Below are 20661 nucleotides of genomic sequence, written 5' to 3'. Positions count from 1 at the left end.
CTGCACTCCAAGCTGGGCTATCGGGCACCGGCTGCGTATGAACGCAGCCAAGCGCCAAAACTACCTATGCAGGTGTCCACTAAAACTTGACCACCACACAATCGTAGCCCCGCGCCCCCGCGCCGCCGCCGCGCCAGGCGCCTCAAGAACCCAACCGCCGTCTGCAATAAAATCCCACCCATGAACTCCCCAGAACATCTCCCTGAACCCGCCGACCTGGACCGCCGCTTCGGCGCCCTGTCACGCCTGTACGGCCCCGAAGCCCCCGCCCGCATCCGCAATGCCCACGTGGCCGTCGCCGGACTGGGCGGTGTCGGCTCCTGGACCGTTGAAGCGCTGGCACGCTGCGGAGTCGGGGCGTTGACGCTCATCGACCTGGACCACATCGCCGAATCCAACGTCAACCGGCAGATCCACGCGCTGACGGCCACGCTGGGGCAATCGAAGGTGGATGCGATGGCCGAGCGGGTCCTCGCCATCAATCCGGAATGCAGCCTGACCCGGGTCGACGATTTCGTGTCGCCGGAGAACGTTGCCGACGTGCTGCCCGGCCCTTACACCGTCATCATCGACTGCACCGACCAGGCGGCGGCCAAGATCGCCATGATCCTGCATGCGCGGGCATCGGGCATTCCGATGCTGCTGTGCGGCGGCGCGGGCGGCAAGACGGATCCGTTGGCTTTGCGCGCGGGCGATCTGTCCGCCGCGGTCAACGACGCGCTGCTATCCAAGCTGCGCAACAAGCTGCGGCGCGAGCACGGCTTTCCGCGGGCGTCCGACAAGAACGGCAAGGCGCTCAAGCGCGTGCCCAAGATGGGGATCCACGCCCTGTGGTTCGACCAGCCGGCCATCCTTCCAGACGCCTGGACCCGGCCCGAAGAAGGCGAAGACGACATGGGCGCGTCGGGCTTGAATCTGGCGCCGCAGGGCCTGTCCTGCGCCGGCTACGGGTCGGTCGTGACGGTGACCGCCGCCATGGGGATGGCGGCCGCCAACGAAGCGCTGCGCCTGGCGGTCTGATGGCCGCGCGGGCGGATCACAGCGCCACGAACACCATGCCGTCTTCGATGCGGACGGGGTAGGTGGCCACGTTCTCCCGCAAGGGAGAGCACAGGGCGCGGCCGTCGCGCACGTCGAAGCGGCCCTGGTGCAGCGGGCATTCGATCTCATGGCCCGTCAGGAAACCGTCGCACAGCCTGGCATTTCCGTGCGTACAGAGATTGTCGGTGGCGTAGACCTCGCCCTCCACCCCGTACAGCGCGATCTCGCGGCCGCCCGCCTGCACCGCGATCACGTCTTCTTCCGGCACCTCGGTCCGCGCGATGGCCTTGATCCATTGCACACTCATTGCGTCGCTTCCTTGTCAGATGGGATAGATCAGCGAATTCGGGATCAGCTCGCTGTCGAAGATGCACAGCCGGGATTCGAATTTCAAGCCGTCGGGCGTCTGGCGTATGACATCCAGGTAGCGGCCCACGTTGTAGACGGTGGTGAACTGGTTGGGCTTGGTGCGGAACACGGCGTAGTTCGCTTCGGATTCGATGCGGCCGCCCTCCGCCGACAGCACGCGCGGCGCGCCCACCACGTGGCGCTGGTAGTAGGGGTCGTGGAAGATCGTGTCGGTGGCGCCGTAGATGCGGTCCTTCAGCATGCCGCGGCTTTCGAAGGCCATGGTGGCCAAGGGGTAGCCGCGCTCATGGTTCTCGCGCGGCAGCACCTTGTACACGCAGTCCTCCAGGAAGAAGCCGGGCCATTTCTCCCACTCCTCGGCGTCCAGCGCCGCGGCATAATCGCTGTACAGGCGGGTCAGTTGGTAGTACAGGGCAAAGTCCATCGTCAGGCCTCCATCACCCGGCGCCAGTAGGCGTACATGCCGCGTATCAGCGTTTCCGTGACCATGTGTTCGGTGTTCTCGGCGGTCTTGCCGCCCAGTTCCGCCACGCTGCGGTGCCACGGCTTCTGCTCGAATCCCGATTGCGAGAACTCGATGACCTCGCCGTCGTCGGCGGACACGAATCCCGCCGGGCCGAACAGATTGGCCTGGCGCAGCCGGCGGCGCGTCATCTCGGGACTGTCGTCGGAAAAACCGAAATGGGTCCAGACGAAGTCGAAGGCGTCATGCCCTACCGGCTGGATGTGGCGGGTGGACAGCGAGTTCACCTGCTGCTGGATGATGACGCTGGGAAACAGCGTCATCAGCACCGCGGTGGGCCCGTTCCACCAGGGCTCCTGCACGATGTCCAGGAAGCGGTCGTCATTCAGCGACATCTGCTCCTTGAAGCTGGATACGCCGCTGGTGACGTTGCTCTTGCCGCCCTGGCCGCGCGTGGAGATCATGGCGGCGTGGCGGAAATGGCGGTCCATCTTCAGTTCGGACCGGTTGTCCGCGCGCCACAGGCCGAAGGTCACGAACCAGGTATGCAACAGGCCGGGGTGGTAGGGGTCCTTGATGTTCTCCTGCATCAGCTTCCAGTTGCCGGGGATGCGCTGCCGGCTGTAGCCATGGATCACCAGTTCGCGGCCGTCGAACACGCGATCGAAGTAATGCAGGATGTCCGGGCCCAGGTAGTCTTCCAGCGGTTCGACGGCATGGTCGAAAGACGCGAACACCACGCCGTTGCGGCAGGCCACCGCCAATTTGGTCAGCCCGTGCTCTTCCGGCTTGAAGTCTGGCGGCATGCCGCCGTTGACCTTGCCGTCCTGTTTGACGCCGCGGCGGAAGGGCACGCCGATCAGGTTGCCCTGCAGGTCGTAGTTCCACTGGTGGTAGGGGCAGACGAATTCGCTGCGGTTGCCGGCGCGTTCGCGGCAGAACTGCACGCCGCGGTGGGCGCACACGTTTTCCACCACGCGCACCTGGCCGTCATGATCGCGCAGCAGGATGACGGAGCGTTCGCCCACGGCGGTGCGCTTGAAGTCGCCCGGATTGGGGATCTCGGCTTCAAGGCCCACATAGCTCCAATGCGCCTGATAGAAAAAACGCTCCAGTTCGCGCCGGTGCAGCGCGGCATCGGTATAGACGCCAAAGGGAATGCGGTGGGAGCCGTCGCCCTGCCAGGGCGGGACGATATGAATGGGCTGTTCGGGCGCGTTCATGGGCGTCCGTCCCTACAGGGCGTGCCGAGGCGATGCGTACAGGTGCGCATGGTTTGTCTCCATTTTCCATCTGGCCGCGCGGCGGGCGGGCAGAGCCTTGCGCGACATGGGCGCAGGCGTTTGCCGGATCATCCGGCACGCAGCAAAATAAATAAATAGAATCTGCTTGATGACATGAATCACCAGAATCAATATTGGTGGAGACAAGCGCATGGACCTGAAAGACGTGGACCTGAATCTGCTGGTCGTCTTCAATGAATTGCACAAGCATGGGCGCGTGTCGGCGGCGGCCGAAAGCCTCGGCATCTCGCAACCGGGCGTGAGCAATGCGCTGGGCCGCCTGCGCACGCTGCTGGGCGACGAGCTGTTCCTGCGCACGTCGCGCGGCATGGTGCCGACGCCCTACGCCCAGGGGCTGGCCCAGCCCATTGCCGATGCGCTGGGCGCGCTGCACGGCACCTTGAACGCGCGGGTGTCGTTCGACCCGGCCCACAGCGAGCGCGCCTTCGTGATTGGCGTGAACGACGTGGGCGAAACCTATTTTTTGCCCAGGCTGATGCGGGCGCTGGACGCGGCAGCGCCGGGCGTGACCATCCGCACCGTGCGCACCACCTCGATCGATGTCAGGGACGAAATGGAGCGCGGGCGCATGGATCTGGCCATGGGTTTCCTGCCCGGACTGAAAAGCGGATTCTTCCAGCGCCTGCTGTTCCGCCAGCCCTATGTGTGCATCTTCCGCCAGGACCATCCGCTGGCGCGGTCCGGCGTGTCGGCGCGGCAGTTCCGCGCGGCCGAGCACGTGGCCATCGTGTCGGAAGGCACGGGCCACGGGGTGGTGGACGAGGTGATCGAGCGCGCCGGCATCCGCCGCCGGCTGCGGCTGACGGTGCCGCACTTCATGGCGGTGGGACCGGTCCTGCAGGCCACCGACATGATCGCGGTGGTGCCAAGGCGCTTTGCCGATTGCGCCAGCAAGCCTTTCGGCCTGGCGACCGCGCCTTGTCCGGTGAAGATTCCGGAATCGGTCATCAATGTGTTCTGGCACGCCCGCAACCACCGTGAACCCGCCAACCAGTGGCTGCGGCAGGTGGTGGTCGAGCAGTTCGCGGACTAGGGCGGGTTCAGGCTTCCCGGAACACCACCGTGAACCACCCCCGCAGGGCGTTCGACAAGCGGATTTCGTCGGCGGCGTGCAGGTCGGCCAGGGTCAGCACGCGCTCCTTCGCCTTGCCGGCATCGAGCAGGTGGGCGCGCTGCACGCCGGGCAGGCAGCCGCTGTCCACCGGCGGGGTGTACCAGATGTCGTCCATGCGCAGGTAGACGTTGCTGCGGCTGCCTTCGCAGAGTTCGCCGCGCTCGTTCAGATAGATCAGATCGAAGATATGCGGATGCGCGGGCAGCCATTCGATCGTCTTGGTGTACCAGGGGCGGTGCGTGGTCTTGTAGCGCAGCAGCGGCTCCGAGGAGCGCAGCGCCTCGGGCGCCAGCATGACTTCCTGGTGCGCGGGCAGCGGCGGCAGGACGGCGGTCTGGATCTGGCGGCTGCCGTCGCGCGCGACCAGCAGGCGCAGGCGGTGCGGTCCCGGGGTGCCCAGCGCCATGACGGCGACCAGGATGTCGCCTTCAACGGCGCGCCCGCCCCAGACGTAGCCCAGCGCCTTGCAAGAGGATTCCAGGCGATAGAGATGGCGGGCCAGCAAGGGCACGTTGCCCGACGCTTCCACCAGGATGGTCTCGATCAATTCGGGCTGCATGGGACTCTCCTGGTGGATGGCGGGCGGGGCGCGATCTATGCTACTACCGCCAGCCGGGTTTGCGCCGTCAGGCGCGCAGTATCCGGGCTTTCCAGTGGCATTCCTGCCATTCCCCGGCGGGATCCGAGTCATGCACGATGCCGCCGCCGACGCTGTAGACGCCGTGACCGGCCCGGTCCAGCACCAGCGTGCGGATCGCGACATTCAGCGAAAAGTCCCCGTCCGGCGCAAGCCAGCCCACGCTGCCGCAGTACAGGCCGCGCGGGGCGGGCTCCATCTGGCGGATGCGGCGCATCGCGGCCACTTTCGGGGCGCCCGTGATGGACCCGCAGGGGAACAGCGCCCTCAGCACGTCCTCCAGCGTGGCGGCCGGCGCCGTGGCCGACACGGTGGACGTCATGGTCCAGACGGTGGGGTAGCGCTCCAGCGAGAACAGCGCGTCCACCTTGACCGAGCCCGGTTCGGCCAGGCGGCCCAGGTCGTTGCGCAGCAGGTCCACGATCATCAGGTTTTCGGCACGGTTCTTCTCGCTGGCCAGCAGTTCCCGGCCCAGGCGTTCGTCTTCGGCCGGATCCGTGCCGCGCGGCGCGGTGCCCTTCATGGGGCGGGTCGTCAGCCGGCTGCCGTCGCGCCGGACAAAGAGCTCGGGCGAAAACGACAGCACCGTGCGCTCGCCGTCCTGGATGAAGGCGCCGTGCGCGACCGGGTTGCGCGCGGCGATGCGCCGGTAGAGCGTGGCAGGATCGCCCTGGAATTGCAGGTCCAGCGGCTGCGTGAAATTGATCTGATAGAGCTCGCCGTCGCGGATCATGGCGCGGATGGCGTCGATCTGGCGCGCGTAGGCGGCCTCGGTCATGCGCGGCGCGGGCAGGCTGATGGCCGCGGGCGGCGCGTCTGCGTCCGGCGCTTCCCAGGGCGCTTCATCCACCTTGCGTTCGAACACCAGCGCGGTGAGACGGGCGCGGCCGTCCTCGCGCGGGGGCGGGCAGGGGCCGGCGGGCGGGGGCCGGGCGGCCTCGGGCAGCAGCCATTCGCCCAGCTCGTAGTCCAGCAGCAGGGCGACCCACCGCCCCTGGCGCCGTGCGGCTTCGATAGCGGCCAGGGCCGGGGCGACCTCGGCGGCGGCGCGCGCCTCGATCCTGGCGCAAAACCCTTCCATCCGCAGCGCGCGTCCGGCCAACCGGTCTTCAAAACGGCAATCCATGCTTGCTACTGATGTTGATGCGCCAGGAATTCCGTCAGGACCCGGCCCGTGTGGGAATGGTCGGCCAGCGTCATCACGTGTTCCGGCGAGCCTTCGCCCACGAGCTGTCCGCCGCCCGTGCCGCCTTCGGGGCCCAGATCCAGCAGCCAGTCGGCTTCGGCGATGACGTCGAGGTTGTGTTCGATCACCACGACCGTGTTGCCCGCTTCGACCAGGCGGTGCAGCACGTGGATCAGCTTTTCGACGTCGGCCATCGACAGGCCCACCGTCGGCTCATCCAGCACGTACAGCGTGTGCGGGATGCGCGAGGCGCGGCCGGTCTTGATCAGGCCGTCGGTCAGGCGGGCCTTGGACAGCTCGGTCACCAGCTTGATGCGCTGCGCCTCGCCGCCCGACAGGGTGGGGGAAGGCTGGCCCAGGGTCAGGTAGCCCAGGCCCACGTCCTGCATCAGTTGCAGCGGACGATGGATCTTGGGATGGGCGGCGAAGTAGCCGATGGCGTCGTCCACTTCCATGGACAGCAGTTCGCCGGCGTTCTTGCCGCGCATCTGCACGCTCAGGGTGTCGTTGTTGAAGCGCGCGCCGTTGCAGGCGTCGCAGGGCACCTTCACGTCGGGCAGGAAGTTCATTTCGATGGTGCGCATGCCCTGGCCTTCGCAGATGGGGCAGCGGCCGTCGCCGGTATTGAACGAGAAGCGCGCCGCCGTCCAGCCGCGCATGCGGGCTTCGCGGGTGTCGGCGAACTGCTTGCGCACGTCGTCCCAGAAGCCCACATAGGTGGCGGGGCACGAACGCGGCGTCTTGCCGATGGGCGTCTGGTCCACTTCCAGCACGCGGTCGATGGCTTCCCAGCCCTTGATGCTTTCGCAGCCCGCCCAGCCTGGCGCCTTGCCCTGCGAGACGGCCTGGGTCAGGTTGTCCAGCAGCACTTCGCGCGCCAGGGTGGATTTGCCGGAACCGGACACGCCGGTCACGACGCTCAGGCGGCCCACGGGAATCTTGGCATCCACGCTGCGCAGATTGTGCAGGCGGGCCCCGCGGATTTCGATCATGGGCGTGTCGGCCTGAACCGGGCGGCGTCCTTGCAGCGGATGCGCGAGCGGGGTCTTCAGGTAGCGGCCGGTGACGGATTCCGGCGATTCCATCAGGTCCTCGACCGTGCCCTGCGCCACGACGCGGCCGCCGCGGATGCCCGCGCCCGGTCCGATGTCGATGACGTGCGAGGCCCGGCGGATCGTGTCGTCGTCGTGTTCCACCACCACCAGCGTGTTGCCGTTCTTCTCAAGGCGCGCCAGCGCATCCAGCAGGATGCGGTTGTCGCGCGGATGCAGGCCGATGGTGGGCTCGTCCAGCACATAGCAGACGCCCTGCAGGTTGGAGCCAAGCTGGGCGGCCAGCCGGATGCGCTGCGCTTCGCCGCCGGACAGGGTCGGCGCGGCGCGGTCCAGCGCCAGGTAGTTCAGGCCGACTTCCTGCATGAAGTTGAGGCGTCCGCGGATTTCCGCGAGGATGTCGCGGGCGATCTCGCCTTCGCGGCCGCGCGCGACCAGTCCGGTGAAGAAGGTGTGCGCGTCGGATACGGGCAGCGACGCCAGTTCGGCAATCGACTTGTCGCGCCAGCGCACCGCGCGGGCGACGCGGTTCAGGCGCTGGCCGTCGCATTGCGTGCAGGCGCGGGCCTCGCCTTCGTACCAGGCGTTCCAGGCGGTTTCCTCGCCGGTCTGCTCTTCGTCGAAGCCCTGCAACTGCAGGCCCGTGCCGAAGCAGCCCGTGCACCAGCCATGCTTGGAGTTGTACGAGAACAGGCGCGGATCGGGTTCGGGGAAGCTGGTGCCGCAAGACGGGCAGGCCCGCTTGACCGAGAAATGCTGCTGCTGCAGTTCGCTGTTCAGCGCTTCGTGCAGCTTGTTCACGGGCCAGACCACCGACATCACGCCCTGGCCGTTTTCCAGCGCACTCTTGACCGCCGCGCGCAGGTCGGCTTCGTTGGCCGGATCCACCACCACGTCCGCGACCGGCAGTTCGATGGTGTGTTCCTTGTAGCGGTCCAGGCGCGGCCAGGGGGCCACGGGAATGAACTCGCCGTCCACGCGCAGATGCGTATGGCCCTTGGAACCGGCCCACTTGGCCAGGTCCGTGTAGTAGCCCTTGCGCGCGGTGACCAGCGGGGCCAGCAGGCCGATGTGCTCACCCTTGTGGTCGCGCAGCAGGCGCGCCACGATCTGGTCCGTGTTCTGGGGTTCGACCGCCACGTTGCAGTCGGGGCAGTACTGCGTGCCCAGCTTCACGTAGAGCAGGCGCAGGAAATGGTGGATTTCCGTCATCGTGGCCACGGTGGACTTGCGGCCGCCGCGGCTGGTGCGCTGTTCGATCGCCACCGTGGGCGGAATGCCGAAGATGGCGTCCACGTCCGGCTTGCCGGCCGGCTGCACGATGGCGCGCGCGTAGGCGTTCAGCGATTCCAGGTAGCGGCGCTGGCCTTCGTTGAACAGGATGTCGAAGGCCAGCGTGGACTTGCCCGACCCCGACACGCCGGTGATGACGGTGAACTTGTCGTGGGGAATCTCCACGCTGATGTTCTTCAGATTGTGTTCGCGCGCGTTGCGGATCTCGATGGCCATGTTGCCGTGGCGGCGCTCGCGCACGACGGACTGCAGGGGCGTGCCCACGCCGGCGCCATAGGCGGCGCCGGGTTCCGCGATGCGCGCGGTCAGGCCGGCCTGCTCGACCTCCTGCGCGTCGGCGTCGCTTGTCACCACCACGTCGGCGTCGTCCGTCACCACGTCGGCGGGCAGGATGCTGACTTCGTAGTCGCGCAGGGCCGCGCCCGTGTGCGATTTGGGATTGTCCATGAGGTCCTGCGGCGTGCCCACGCCGATCACCAGACCGCCGGCGTCGCCGCCTTCCGGGCCCAGGTCGATCAGCCAGTCCGCCGCGCGGATCACGTCCAGATTGTGTTCGATGACCAGCAGCGTGTGGCCCGCGGCCAGCAGCTTGCGGAACGCCCGCATCAGCCGCGCGACGTCGTCGAAGTGCAGGCCGGTGGTGGGCTCGTCGAACAGGAACAGGCTGCCCTTCTTGGCGACCTTGGCGGTGGAAATGCCGCTGCGCGCAGCTTCGGCCAGGTGGCCGGCAAGCTTGAGCCGCTGCGCCTCGCCGCCCGACAGCGTCGGCACGGGCTGGCCCAGCCGCACGTATTCCAGGCCCACGTCGGCCAGCGGCGCAAGGCCGGTCTGCACGTCGCGCAGGCCCTTGAAGAAGTCCAGGGCTTCGCTGACCGTCATGGCCAGGACTTCGTCGATGGAGGCGCTCTTGCCCAGGTGTTCGACGCGCACTTCCAGCACTTCAGGGCGGAAACGCTTGCCGTCGCAATCCGGGCAGCGCAGGTAGACGTCGGACAGGAACTGCATTTCCACGTGTTCGAAACCCGTGCCACCGCAGGTCGGGCAGCGCCCGTCGCCACCGTTGAAGCTGAACGTGCCCGCCGTGTAGGCGCGTTCGCGCGCCAGCGGCGCCTGCGCGAACAGCTTGCGGATGGCGTCGAACGCGCCCACATAGCTGGCCGGGTTGGAACGGGCGGTCTTGCCGATGGGCGTCTGATCCACCATGACCACGTCGGCGATCTGTTCGGCGCCCAGCAGGCGGTCGAAGGCGCCCGGCGTTTCCGACGGCTTGCCCTTCTGCTTCAGCAGAGCGGGGAACAGCACGTCCTGCACCAGCGTGGACTTGCCCGAGCCGGACACGCCGGTCACGCAGACCAGGCGGCCCAGCGGCAGCTCGATCGACACATTCTTCAGGTTGTGCGCGTTGACGCCTTCCAGCAGCAGGCGCGGCGTGTTGGCCGCCACCGGCATCGGACGCGGCGCTTCCACGCGCAGGCGGGCGCCCAGGTAGTTGCCCGTCAGCGTGTCGGCCGCGCGCAGTTGCGCGGGCGTACCGTCGAAGACGATGTGGCCGCCGCGTTCGCCGGGGCCGGGGCCGATGTCGATGATGCGGTCGGCGGCCACCATGACCTGCGGATCGTGCTCCACCACCACCAGCGTGTTGCCGGCGTTGCGCAAGCGGTGCATGACTTCCACGACGCGGTGCATGTCGCGCGGGTGCAGGCCGATGGACGGCTCGTCCAGGACGAACAGCGTGTTCACCAGCGAGGTGCCCAGCGCGGTGGTCAGGTTGATCCGCTGCACTTCGCCGCCCGACAGGGTGCGGCTCTGGCGGTCGAGCGTCAGGTAGCCCAGGCCCACGTCGCACAGGAACTTGAGCCGCGCCCGGACCTCGGTCATCAGCAGATCGGTCGCGGCGTCCAGCGCGCCGGAGAACGACAGCGTGTCGAAGAACCGCCGCACCCGTTCGATGGGCAGCAGCATCACGTCGTGGATCGACAGGCCGTCCAGTCCATTGAGCTGTTCACGGCTCCAGGTGGCGCTGGCGGGCATGAAGCGCTTGTAGCGGCCGTCTTCAGGCGGCAGCACGGTGTCCGCCTCGTCTTTTGTGCCCAGGCGCCAGAGCAGCGCATCGGGCTTCAGGCGCGCGCCGTTGCAGGTGGGGCAGGGCGTGTAGCTGCGGTACTTGGACAGCAGCACGCGCACGTGCATCTTGTAGGCCTTGGTTTCCAGCCAGTCGAAAAAGCGCTGCACGCCGTACCACTGGTGCTTCCAGGCGTCGTTGCCGCCCTTCCAGTCGGGCGTGCCATAAAGCACCCAGTGCTTGTGCGCATCGCTCATGTCCTTCCAGGGTACGCCCAGCGGCACGCCCGCGCGCGGCGCGTACTTTTGCAGTTCGTCCTGGCATTCCTTGTAGGACGGCGTGGTCCACGGCTTGATGGCGCCTTCCAGCAGGGTCTTTTTTTCGTCGGGGATGACCAGCCCGAAATCGATGCCGATCACGCGGCCGAAACCGCGGCAGGCCTCGCACGCGCCCAGCGGCGAATTGAACGAGAAGCTGCTGGGCAGCGGGTCGGTGTATTCGATGTCGCAGTCGGCGCAGTGCAGGCGGTCGCTGTATTTCCAGATGTGCGCGTTGCCGCCTTCGGCGTCCATCACGTAGACCGCGATGTGGCCGGCGCCCATGCGCAGCGCCGTGTCCAGCGCTTCCATGACGCGTTCGCGTTCGGTGCCGGCGAAGCGGAAGCGGTCCTGGATCACGTGCAGGATGCGGCGCGCTTCAGTGGCGGCCTTCGCTGCCTTGCCCTTCTTGGGGCCCTTGGCCGGGGCGGCCCTTGCCGGGGCGGCGGCGCGGGGCGCGGCCGTTTCCTCGGCATGCACTCGGGTGTAGCCCTGCTGCTCCAGAAAGCCGCGCACTTCCTCTTCGGTGAAATTGGCGGGCACGGCGATGGGGAAGGTCACCACCAGGCGCGGATCGCCGGCCACGGCGGCGCGTTCGGCCAGCGAGTGGTAGACGGAATCGGGCGTGTCGCGGCGCACCACCTTGCCGCAGCCGCGGCAATACAGGCGCGCGCCGCGCGCGAACAGCAGTTTCAGGTGGTCGTTCAGCTCGGTCATCGTGCCAACCGTGCTGCGCGAGCTGCGCACCGGGTTGGTCTGGTCGATGGCGATGGCCGGCAGGATGCCTTCGATGCGGTCCACCTGCGGCTTGTCCATGCGGTCCAGGAACTGGCGCGCATAGGGCGAGAAGGTTTCCACATAGCGCCGCTGCCCCTCGGCGTACAGGGTGTCGAAGGCCAGCGAACTTTTGCCGGACCCGGACACCCCGGTGACGACGACCAGTTCGCCGGTGGCGATGGTCAGGTCCAGGTTCTTGAGATTGTTCTGGCGGGCGCCAACGATGCGGATTTGGGAGCTCATGGACGGTATCGTAGCCTGAGGGAGGAAGCATGCCGGCGCGGCGATCCATCGCTGGTTCCGAGCGCGTCGATATGGAATAATTGACTATATTGTGAGGCAGGGGTCCATAATATGGACAATCCGGCCTCGGTAGCTGTACAAATAAACAGTATCGCAGATTCGTCTGAAATTCGCGCTGTTTGCGTTGCGCCTCTGCTTGGCTATCGTTAGTTGGGTGCCGACATCATTATTTGGGGACGTTCTTGCTGGAAACCAAGGTCGCGGGCGCCGCGGCATTCGCGAAGTTCATGACGGTGCTGCAGGCGGTGGCCGATGCGCCGCAGCCGCCCACGGCGGCCGCGCTGGCGCGTACCTGCGGTTATCCGCGACCCACCGTCTACCGGATCATCGCCGCCCTGGCCGAACAGGGCATGGTCGGGGAAACCGGCGGCGTCTACCGCCTGGGGACGCGCCTGATGTCCCTGGCCAGCCGGGCCTGGTCGCAGTTCGACCTGCGCGCCGCGCTGGCGCCCGAACTGCAGGCCTTGCGCGACGAAACCGGCGAAACCGTGCATCTGGCGGTGCCCGCCGGCCACGAAATGATCTACATCGACAAGCTCGAAAGCCCCGGCCCGGTGCGCATGGTGTCGCGCGTGGGATCGTCCGTGGCGCTGCATTCCAGCGCGGTCGGCAAGGCCTACCTGGCGGCGCTGGACGAGGCCGCGCGTGAACGCCTGCTGCGCGATCTTCCGCTGGAGGCGCGCATGCCTTCCACGGTGACCAGCCTGCCCGCGCTGCGCGCGGTGCTGGGCGAGGCCGTCACGCGCGGCTACGCCATGGACAACGAGGAAAACGAACCCGGCATCGTCTGCTACGGCGTGGCGCTGTGCGACGCGGCCGGCCGGCCCGTCGCCGGGGTCAGCGTCAGCACGCTGCTGTTCCGGCGGCGCGACGACCCGCAAGCCGCCTACATCGAACCCTTGCTGCGGCTGCGCGACGCCGCCGCGGCCAAACTCGCCGTCCTGCCGGTATCGTCCGGCGGCGCGTGACCGTCATTCCCAGAGGAACTCCATGACCGCATCCGCTGCTCCCATCGCCTCCAAGCTTGCCGCCCTGCTGGCCGCGCGGGTCGTCCCCGTGCTGCGGTACACCGATGCCGCCACCGCGGCCTATGCCGCCGAAGTCGCGGTCGCGGCCGGCTGCACCACGCTGGAACTCACCTGGACCATTCCCGGCGTGACCGACCTGGTGCGCGCGCTGCGCGACAAGCACGGCGCCGGCCTGCTGCTGGGCGTGGGCACCGTGCTGGACGAGGCCCAGGCGCGCGAAGCGCTGGTGGCGGGCGCGGACTTCCTGGTGTCGCCGGCGCTGGCCACCGACATCGTCGACATGGCGCACGCCGCCGACGCCCTGTGCCTGCTGGGCGCGTTCACGCCCACCGAGGTGCTGGCGGCCCGCCGCGCGGGCGTGGATGTGGTGAAGGTGTTCCCCGCGGACACGGGCGGTCCCAAGCACCTGGCGGCGCTGAAATCCGTCTACCCGGATACGATCTTCTGCCCCACGGGCGGCATCACCCAGGACAACATGGGCACGTACTTCGCCGCGGGCGCCGGCCTGGTGGGCATCGGCAGCAACCTGTACGACAAGGCCGCCTTCGCCGCGCGCGACACCGCCGCGCTGGTGGCGCAGATCACCCGCACCCGCGAGGCCGCCCATGGCTGACTTCGATATCGTCGCGCTGGGCGAGCCGCTGGTTGAACTGAACCAGACCCACCAGGGCCAGCTTCAATACCTGCAGGGCTTCGGCGGCGACACGTCCAACGCGGTCATCGCCGCGGCGCGCCAGGGCGCCCGTTGCGCTTACCTGACCCGGGTGGGCAACGACGCCTTCGGCCAGCAGTTCCTGGACCTGTGGAACGCCGAGGGCGTGGATACGTCCGGCGTGCAGGTCGACGACGACGCCCATACCGGCCTGTACTTCGTGCAGCACGGTCCGGACGGCCACGCCTTCAGCTATCTGCGCCGCGGCTCGGCGGCCAGCCTGATGACGCCGGCCAGCCTGCCGGGCGGGGTGATCGAACGCGCCCGCTTCCTGCATGTGTCGGGCATCAGCATGGCCATCAGCACCAGCGCCTGCGACACGGTCTTCGCGGCCATCGAACGCGCGCATGCGGCGGGCGCGCAGGTCAGCCTGGATTCGAACCTGCGGCTGCGCCTGTGGCCGGTCGATCGCGCCCGCGCCATCCTGCGCGAAACGATGCGCGCGGCCGATCTGTTCCTGCCCAGCATGGACGATATGCAGCACCTGACCGGCAATGACGACCCCGAACGCACGCTGGACTGGATCCGCGAAGGCGGCGCGGGCGGCGTGGTGGTGCTGAAGCTGGGCAAGGACGGCTCGATCATCGACGATGGCCGCAACCGCACGCCGGTGGCCGCCTTGCGCGTGGACGCCGTGGACGCCACCGGCGCGGGCGACTGCTTCGCCGGCGCCCTGCTGGCGCGCCGCTGCCAGGGCGATTCCTGGGAAGACGCGGTGCGCTACGCCAACGCGGCGGCGGCGCTGTCCACCCTGGGCTACGGCGCGGTCGACCCGCTGCCGCGGGCCGAACAGGTCTGGGAGCGGCTGAAGGACACGGCAGCCCCGTAAATCCCGCCCGTTGGCGTGGTTTACGGATTTCAGGCTAAAATGCCAAGTTACCCGAATTTTCAGCCAGCCCTATTTCCGGTTGTGCGGGCTGATATCGTCACTTCACCGCAAATTCAACAGGAGAATCAACATGGCTGAACGCAAACGCGTGCGTCGTAACACCCTGGAACGCCGTTGCCTGGGCAAGGCCTTCAAGCGCTTGTTCGTCAAGTCGCCCAAGGGTGTGTTCAAGATGCTGGAAAAGATCAAGCGCGTCTAATTGACGTGTGTGGCTGGTGAGTCTGATCAGGTCCAACCTCGGACCAACCCCCGATCCAACCCACCCGCCCCGATCTGAAAAAACCCGCTGGCTCGCGCCTTGCGGGTTTTTTTACGGGTTCGGGATTTACGTCAGCGCGGGCCCGAGCTTGGGCCGGATGAAATCCATGAAGGCCCGCGTTTTTGCGGGCTGGATGCTCGACGGATACACCACGTAGATCGAGATCGGGTCCACCGTCCAGCCCGGCAGCACGCGCCTGAGCGAGTTGCGCTTGATGATCGGGTCCAGGGCCTGGCAATGCGGCATGCGCGTGATGGCCAGATCCAGGCCGGCCAGCGTGCCCGCGATGCTCATGTTGTTGGCCGCCAGGTGCCCCCGGACGGGAATGCGTTCGGAGACCGTGCCGTTGTGCAGCGTCCAGTGCGAATGGGCCTCGTCGATGGTCGTGCGCAGGCACTGGTGCTGCGTGAGGTCGCCGGGCGTCTGGGGTTCGCCGTAGCGTTCCAGATAGCGGTCGGACGCATACAGGTAGTTGTCCAGCGAGACCAGTTCCTGCACCACCGCGCCGCTGATGGCCGGGATGGGGGAACCGTTGCCGTTGTCCGTCGAGGCCAGGGGATAGTCGGTTTCGCGGCCGAAGCGCAGCACCACGTCGAACGGCGTGCCTTGCGCATCGGACGCCGTCATCATGCTCAGGTCGAACTCGCACTCCACCTCGGGGTAGCGCTCGGTGAAGTCGTTGATGGTCTCGGGCAGCAGCCAGATCGCCAGGCTGAACGGCATGGAAACCCGCAGATTGCCGGACGGGCCGCCCGACAGCGACAAAAGCTGTTCGTGCGCCAGGCGGGCCTCGTCGATGAGGCCCTGGCAGCGCCGCATATAGGCCGCGCCCGCCTCGGTCAGGTCGAGCCGGCGCGTGTTGCGGTTGATCAGCCGCAGCCCGATGGCGCGCTCCAGTTCGTTGATCCGGCGCGACAGCGTCGACGTCGGCATGTCCAGCGCGCGCGCCGCCTGGCTGAAGCTCTTGCGCTTGGCGACCTCCACGAACAAGGCAATGTCATTGAGCTGGACGGGCGAGGCTTCCATAGGCGTTCCGAATTGGGCCGCCCGAGTTTACGCCACTACGATGTGCCGCCCAATGCGTGCTTGCGCCGGTTTCGTGCGAAAAGCGCACCGATTGTCAGATTTGATTGCAAATGCAAATGCCATGGCATCGGTTCATGGGGGCATATCCCCTACACTGCAGGCGAAAACATAAGAGCCAAGACCGCAGCGGTTCCACGGAAATCGCAAAGGGGCACAGCAGGCATGACCGATACACCGATTTTTTTCACCGTTCTGACGCCCTCCTACAACCGGGCAGGTACGCTGCACCGGGTCTATGAATCGCTCTCCCGGCAGACCTTCAGGAATTTCGAATGGGTCGTGGTGGACGACGGATCCACCGACAACACGCACGAGTCCGTGCTGGCCTGGCAGGCGCGCGCCGACTTTCCCATCCGCTACGTCTGGCAGAACAATCAACACAAGAAGACGGCGTTCAACCGCGGCGTGCGCGAGGCGCGCGGCCAGATGATCGTGGGCCTGGACAGCGACGACGAGATGCCGCCGGACGCCCTGGCCATCTTCAAGAATGCCTGGGACGCCATTCCGCCGGCGCGGCGCGATTCGTATGTCGCCGTGACCGGCCTGTGCGCCCGGCCCGACGGCACCATCGTGGGCGACCGCTATCCGCAGGACGTGTTCGACAGCACGGCGGTGGACGTCTACTTCCGCTATCGCATCAAGGGCGAGAAATTCGGCTGTATGCGCACCGACATTCTCAGGAAATATCCATTTCCCGAGGATGTCGCGGGCTTCGTGCCGGAGAGTCTGGTCTGGTGGGCGGTGGCCCGCGCCGGCTATCTCAGCCGATTCATCAACCGCGTCGTGCGCACGTATCACGACACGCCGGGCGGCTTGAGCCAGGGCGCGGTGTCCGTGTCCAGCAATGCCCAGGGCCTGTATCTGCTGGCCTGGGACATGCTGCAGCATCACCTGGAGTTCTTCCGCTACCGGCCCCGCGAGTTCATCATGGCGGCCGCGCGCTACACGCGCTTTCGGCTGCACCTGAAGCACTCCGGCGTGCCGACGGCCGTGCAGGCCTACCGGTTGACCAATCCCCTGGCGACCTTCCTCGTGGCCGCCATGTGGCCGCTGGGCTACGCGCTGTACCGCCGCGACAGGCGCCGCGGCGTGGTCTAGGCCGCGCCGGCCCCGGCGGCGGCCCGCGTTTCAGGCGCCGGGCGTGGCCGCGGCGGCGGCGTGCCCCAGTCCCAGATACACCTCGACCACGCGCGGGTCTTGCGCCACCTGCGCGGCCGGACCCTCGAGCGTGACCGCGCCGGTTTCCAGCACGTAGGCATAGTCGGCGACCTGCAGCGCCGCGCGTGCGTTCTGTTCGATCAGCAGGATGGACACGCCCATTTCCCGCAGCCGCGCCACGATGCGGAACACCTCGCGCACGATGCGCGGCGCCAGGCCCAGGCTGGGTTCGTCCAGCATCAGCAGGCGAGGCTTGGCCATCAGCGCGCGGCCCAGGGCCAGCATCTGCCGTTCTCCGCCCGACAACGTGCCGGCAAGTTGGGCGTGGCGCTCCCGCAACCTCGGAAACAGCTCGTAGACCTCGGCCAGGGTCTTGTCCTGGTCCCGCACACCCCGGCGAAAGCGGTCGAAGGCGCCGAGCAGCAGGTTGTCCTCCACCGTCATTTCGGCGAAGAGTTCGCGTTTTTCGGGCACAAGGTTCATGCCGGCCGCCACCATTTCCTCGATCTCGGCATGTTCCTGTTCCTTGCCGCCGAAGACGATCTGGCCGCGTGAGGGCAGCACGCCCATGATGGCGGACAGCAACGTGGTTTTGCCAGCGCCGTTAGGCCCGATCACGGTAACGATCTGGCCTTCGCCCACCGCCAGGCTGACGCCCGATATCGCCTCGACCTTGTCGTAGGCCACGCGCAGGTCGCGCACTTCCAGCAGTTTTGCGTTCATTTATTCCACTCCGCCCAGATAGGCTTCGAGCACGGCCGGATTCTGTTGAATCTCGGACGGCAGGCCTTCCGCGATCTTCTCGCCGAAGTCCATGACCACGACGCGGTCCACCAGGCCCATCACGAAGTCCATGTCGTGTTCGACCAGCAGGATGGCCATGCCTTCGGCGCGCAGCTTTTTGAGCAGTTCGGCCAGTTCGCATTTTTCCTGGTAGCGCAGCCCGGCGGCCGGTTCGTCCAGCAGCAGGATGCAGGGGTCGGACGCCAGCGCGCGCGCGATTTCCAGGATGCGCTGCTGGCCCAGCGCCAGCGATCCGGCCTCGTCGTGCAGGTGCTTGCCCAGGCCCACGCGCTCGACCTGGCGCGCGGCCTCGGCCAGCAGGCGCGCTTCTTCGGCGCGATCCAGCCGCCAGGCGGCCGGCAGCACGCCCCGGTGCCCGCGCAGGTGCGCGCCGATGGCCACGTTCTCAAGCACGCTCATGCGGCCCAGCAGGCGCACGTGCTGGAAGGTGCGCGACAGCCCCAGCCGGGCGATCCTGCGCGCGCCGGCGCCGGCCACGGGCTGGCCCAGCAGCGTCACGTGCCCCGAAGTGGGCGAATCGACGCCGGATATCTGGTTGAACATCGTGCTCTTGCCGGCGCCATTGGGACCGATCAGCGCCAGGATCTCGCCGGCGCGGATTTCCAGGTTCATGGCGTTGTTGGCGACCAGCCCGCCGAACTTGCGGGTTACGTCCACGGCCTTCAACACCACCTCGCCGCGCGGCGGCATGGGCTTTCTGGGTAGCGGTTCGGCCGACAGGTCCAGCTTGCGCGGCGGCTTGCGTACGGGAATCCAGCGCGTCAGCACCGGCCACAGGCCGCTGCGCGCGCGGTGCAGCAGCAGCACCATGCCGAAGCCGAACACAATGACCTCGAAGTTGCCGGTCTGCCCCAGCACCCTGGGCAAGAGGTCCTGCAGCCACTGCTTGAGCACCGTGAAGACCCCCGCGCCCACCAGCGCGCCCCAGACCTGCCCGGCGCCGCCGATCACGGTCATGAACAGGTACTCGATGCCCATCTGCAGGCCGAAGGGGTGCGGATTCACGAAGCGCTGCATGTGCGCGTACAGCCAGCCGGACGCGCAGGCCTGCAAGGCGGCGATGACGAAGATCACCATGCGCGAACGGGCCGTGTCCACGCCCATGGATTCGGCCATCACGCGGCCGCCCTTGAGCGCGCGGATGGCGCGGCCTTCGCGCGAGTCCAGGAGGTTCTGGGTGGACCAGACGGCGATCAGCAGGAATGCCCAGATCAGGTAATAGATGTTGCCGCCCTGGTTGAGCGACCAGCCGAACAGATTGATGGCCGGGATGTCGGGTATGCCGGTGTGGCCGCCCAGGCCTTCGACGGAGCCGAAGGCGAAGTACAGCGACAGGCCCCACGCGATGGTGCCCAGCGGCAGGAAGTGGCCGGACAGCTTCAGTGTGATGGCGCCCAGCAGGTAGGCAAGCGCCAGCGTCAGCGCCAGGCCGGCCAGCAAGGCAAGCCAGGGCGATGCGCCCAGCCAGGCCAGCCAGGACGGCAGGACATCGGCGCGGGTGGTGAGCAGCGCCGTGGTGTAGGCGCCCACGCCCACGAAGGCGGCCTGTCCGAAGCTGGTGAGGCCGCCGACCCCGGTCAGCAGCACCAGGCCCAGGGCCACCAGGGCGTACAAGCCGATGTAGTTCAGCAGCGTCACATAGAACGGCGGCAAGACCAGGGGCCCCAGCGCCAGCAGGGCCAGGAACGCGAGGAGGATGTGGCGCGGGGTCATTCGTCTTCTTCCTCGACGTGATGGCTTTTCAGGGAACGCCAGAGCAGCACGGGGATGATCAGCGTGAACACGATGATTTCTTTGTAGGCGCTGGCCCAGAATGAGGAGAAGGCCTCGATCAGGCCGACCAGCACGGCGCCTGCCGCAGCCAATGGATAGCTCACCAGGCCGCCGATGATGGCGCCTACGAAGCCCTTCAGGCTGACCATGAAACCGGAATCGAAATACATGGTGGTGATGGGCGCGACCAGAATGCCGGACACCGTGCCGATCAGCGCGGCCAGGAAGAAAGTCGCCTTGCCCGCGAAGATGGGGGAAATGCCCATCAGCCGCGCGCCCAGCCGGTTGAAGGCGGCGGCGCGCAAGGCCTTGCCGTACATCGAGCGTTCGAAGAACTGGTAGAGCACGATGATGAGCAGCGCCGACACGGCCACCACCCACAGCGCCTGGCTGTTGACGTTGATGGGGCCCAGCGCGAGGCTGGCGTCGCTGAACGGCGCGGTGCGCGCGCCCTCCGCGCCAAAGGCCAGCAGGCCCAGGCCGACCAGCGCCAGGTGGACCGCGATGGAGACGATCAGGAGCACCAGCGTCGAGGCCGAGGCGATGGGCTGGTAGAACAGGCGGTACAGCTGCGGCCCCATCGGCACGACCAGCAGCAGCGTCAGCAGCGCCTGCGCGGCCATGGGCAACTGGGCCAGCGGCAGGCGGTAGAACAGCCCGGCCAGCACCAGCGGATAGATCACCTTGGCGGCCAAGCGCCACACGGCAGGGTTGCGGCCCGGCCGCTTGCGCCTGGCCAGCAGGTCGGCGGCGGCTTCGGCCACCGCGAAGGCAAGCAGCAGCCACACCAGCAGCACCGGCTTGCCGGCCTGGATGGCCGCCATCGTCAGCGCGCCGAAGGCGACGAACTCGCCCTGCGGGATGAACAGCACGCGGGTAACGGTAAAGACCAGCAGGATGGACAACGCCAAGAGCGCGTAGATGGCGCCATTGGTGATGCCGTCCTGCCCGAGTATCAAGGCAATCTGAGCATTCATGCGAATTTCCGGCTAGACAGACAAGCACGACAGGCACGCCACTCTCACATGCGCCGC

17 protein-coding genes are annotated in these 20661 nt (G+C 67.4%); 7 read left to right on the top strand and 10 right to left on the bottom strand.

Annotation, left to right across the window (positions count from 1 at the left end):
* Positions 1–180 precede the first annotated feature (180 nt).
* Positions 181–1020: a ThiF family adenylyltransferase gene (locus tag ASE30_RS27375; RefSeq protein WP_057287420.1), complete on the top strand. Its 840-nt coding sequence runs from the start codon at positions 181–183 to the stop codon at positions 1018–1020.
* Between the two features lie 16 nt (positions 1021–1036).
* On the opposite strand, the gene ASE30_RS27370 is transcribed toward ASE30_RS27375, so the two are convergent.
* The 3 genes from ASE30_RS27370 to ASE30_RS27360 are packed head-to-tail and all read right to left on the bottom strand — an operon-like array spanning position 1037 to position 3096.
* On the bottom strand, positions 1037–1348 hold the full coding sequence (locus ASE30_RS27370; RefSeq protein ID WP_057287419.1) for a non-heme iron oxygenase ferredoxin subunit: 312 nt from the start codon (positions 1346–1348) through the stop codon (positions 1037–1039).
* A gap of 15 nt (positions 1349–1363) precedes the next feature.
* A complete protein-coding gene (locus ASE30_RS27365) occupies positions 1364–1834 on the bottom strand; it encodes an aromatic-ring-hydroxylating dioxygenase subunit beta (protein ID WP_057287418.1) in 471 nt (156 codons plus the stop codon).
* 2 nt (positions 1835–1836) lie between these two features.
* Positions 1837–3096 (bottom strand): aromatic ring-hydroxylating dioxygenase subunit alpha, encoded by a 1260-nt coding sequence (locus ASE30_RS27360; protein ID WP_057287417.1) that lies wholly within the window; start codon positions 3094–3096, stop codon positions 1837–1839.
* Positions 3097–3307: 211 nt separating this feature from the next.
* Between ASE30_RS27360 and ASE30_RS27355 the strand changes: the two genes are divergently transcribed.
* Complete coding sequence (locus ASE30_RS27355) at positions 3308–4210, top strand: LysR family transcriptional regulator (protein ID WP_057287416.1); 903 nt, start codon at positions 3308–3310, stop codon at positions 4208–4210.
* A gap of 7 nt (positions 4211–4217) precedes the next feature.
* Here ASE30_RS27355 and ASE30_RS27350 read toward each other — a convergent pair whose 3' ends face one another.
* From ASE30_RS27350 to uvrA, 3 genes are all read right to left on the bottom strand, one after another.
* On the bottom strand, positions 4218–4850 hold the full coding sequence (locus tag ASE30_RS27350) for an aminotransferase class IV family protein (RefSeq protein ID WP_057287415.1): 633 nt from the start codon (positions 4848–4850) through the stop codon (positions 4218–4220).
* A gap of 67 nt (positions 4851–4917) precedes the next feature.
* Entirely contained in the window at positions 4918–6054 is a 1137-nt protein-coding gene (locus ASE30_RS27345) for an aminodeoxychorismate synthase component I (protein ID WP_057287414.1), read from the bottom strand.
* Between the two features lie 5 nt (positions 6055–6059).
* Positions 6060–11858 (bottom strand): excinuclease ABC subunit UvrA, encoded by a 5799-nt coding sequence (uvrA, locus tag ASE30_RS27340; RefSeq protein WP_057287413.1) that lies wholly within the window; start codon positions 11856–11858, stop codon positions 6060–6062.
* A gap of 242 nt (positions 11859–12100) precedes the next feature.
* On the opposite strand from uvrA, the gene ASE30_RS27335 reads away from it, so the two are divergent.
* The 4 genes from ASE30_RS27335 (at position 12101) to ASE30_RS29790 (ending at position 14746) form a co-directional block, all read left to right on the top strand.
* Positions 12101–12886 carry an IclR family transcriptional regulator gene (locus ASE30_RS27335; protein ID WP_057287434.1) on the top strand — a complete coding sequence of 262 codons (786 nt, stop codon included), beginning with the start codon at positions 12101–12103 and terminating at the stop codon, positions 12884–12886.
* 22 nt (positions 12887–12908) lie between these two features.
* Positions 12909–13559, top strand: coding sequence for a bifunctional 4-hydroxy-2-oxoglutarate aldolase/2-dehydro-3-deoxy-phosphogluconate aldolase (locus ASE30_RS27330; protein ID WP_057287412.1), 651 nt, complete (start codon positions 12909–12911; stop codon positions 13557–13559).
* On the top strand, positions 13552–14487 hold the full coding sequence (locus ASE30_RS27325; RefSeq protein WP_057287411.1) for a sugar kinase: 936 nt from the start codon (positions 13552–13554) through the stop codon (positions 14485–14487). Before ASE30_RS27330 ends, ASE30_RS27325 begins: the two co-directional genes overlap by 8 nt.
* 130 nt (positions 14488–14617) lie before the next feature.
* Entirely contained in the window at positions 14618–14746 is a 129-nt protein-coding gene (locus ASE30_RS29790) for a hypothetical protein (RefSeq protein ID WP_006226408.1), read from the top strand.
* Between the two features lie 126 nt (positions 14747–14872).
* Here ASE30_RS29790 and ASE30_RS27320 read toward each other — a convergent pair whose 3' ends face one another.
* On the bottom strand, positions 14873–15832 hold the full coding sequence (locus ASE30_RS27320) for a LysR family transcriptional regulator (RefSeq protein ID WP_057287410.1): 960 nt from the start codon (positions 15830–15832) through the stop codon (positions 14873–14875).
* A gap of 222 nt (positions 15833–16054) precedes the next feature.
* On the opposite strand from ASE30_RS27320, the gene ASE30_RS27315 reads away from it, so the two are divergent.
* Positions 16055–16990, top strand: coding sequence for a glycosyltransferase family A protein (locus ASE30_RS27315; RefSeq protein ID WP_057287409.1), 936 nt, complete (start codon positions 16055–16057; stop codon positions 16988–16990).
* 30 nt (positions 16991–17020) lie between these two features.
* Here the strand turns inward: ASE30_RS27315 and ASE30_RS27310 are convergent, their stop codons facing one another.
* Genes ASE30_RS27310 through ASE30_RS27300 form a run of 3 tightly spaced genes read right to left on the bottom strand, consistent with a single transcriptional unit; the run spans position 17021 to position 20604 of the window.
* On the bottom strand, positions 17021–17773 hold the full coding sequence (locus ASE30_RS27310) for an ABC transporter ATP-binding protein (protein ID WP_057287408.1): 753 nt from the start codon (positions 17771–17773) through the stop codon (positions 17021–17023).
* The gene (locus ASE30_RS27305; RefSeq protein ID WP_057287407.1) at positions 17774–19567 is read right to left on the bottom strand and encodes an ATP-binding cassette domain-containing protein; all 1794 of its coding nucleotides are present in this window, start codon (positions 19565–19567) and stop codon (positions 17774–17776) included.
* On the bottom strand, positions 19564–20604 hold the full coding sequence (locus ASE30_RS27300) for a branched-chain amino acid ABC transporter permease (protein WP_057287406.1): 1041 nt from the start codon (positions 20602–20604) through the stop codon (positions 19564–19566). The genes ASE30_RS27305 and ASE30_RS27300 overlap by 4 nt, the downstream gene beginning before the upstream one ends.
* Between the last annotated feature and the right edge of the window lie 57 nt (positions 20605–20661).

This window comes from Achromobacter sp. Root83 (genome assembly GCF_001428845.1).
Classification (GTDB): domain Bacteria; phylum Pseudomonadota; class Gammaproteobacteria; order Burkholderiales; family Burkholderiaceae_B; genus Achromobacter.
This window is presented reverse-complemented; position numbering and strand designations above follow the sequence as displayed.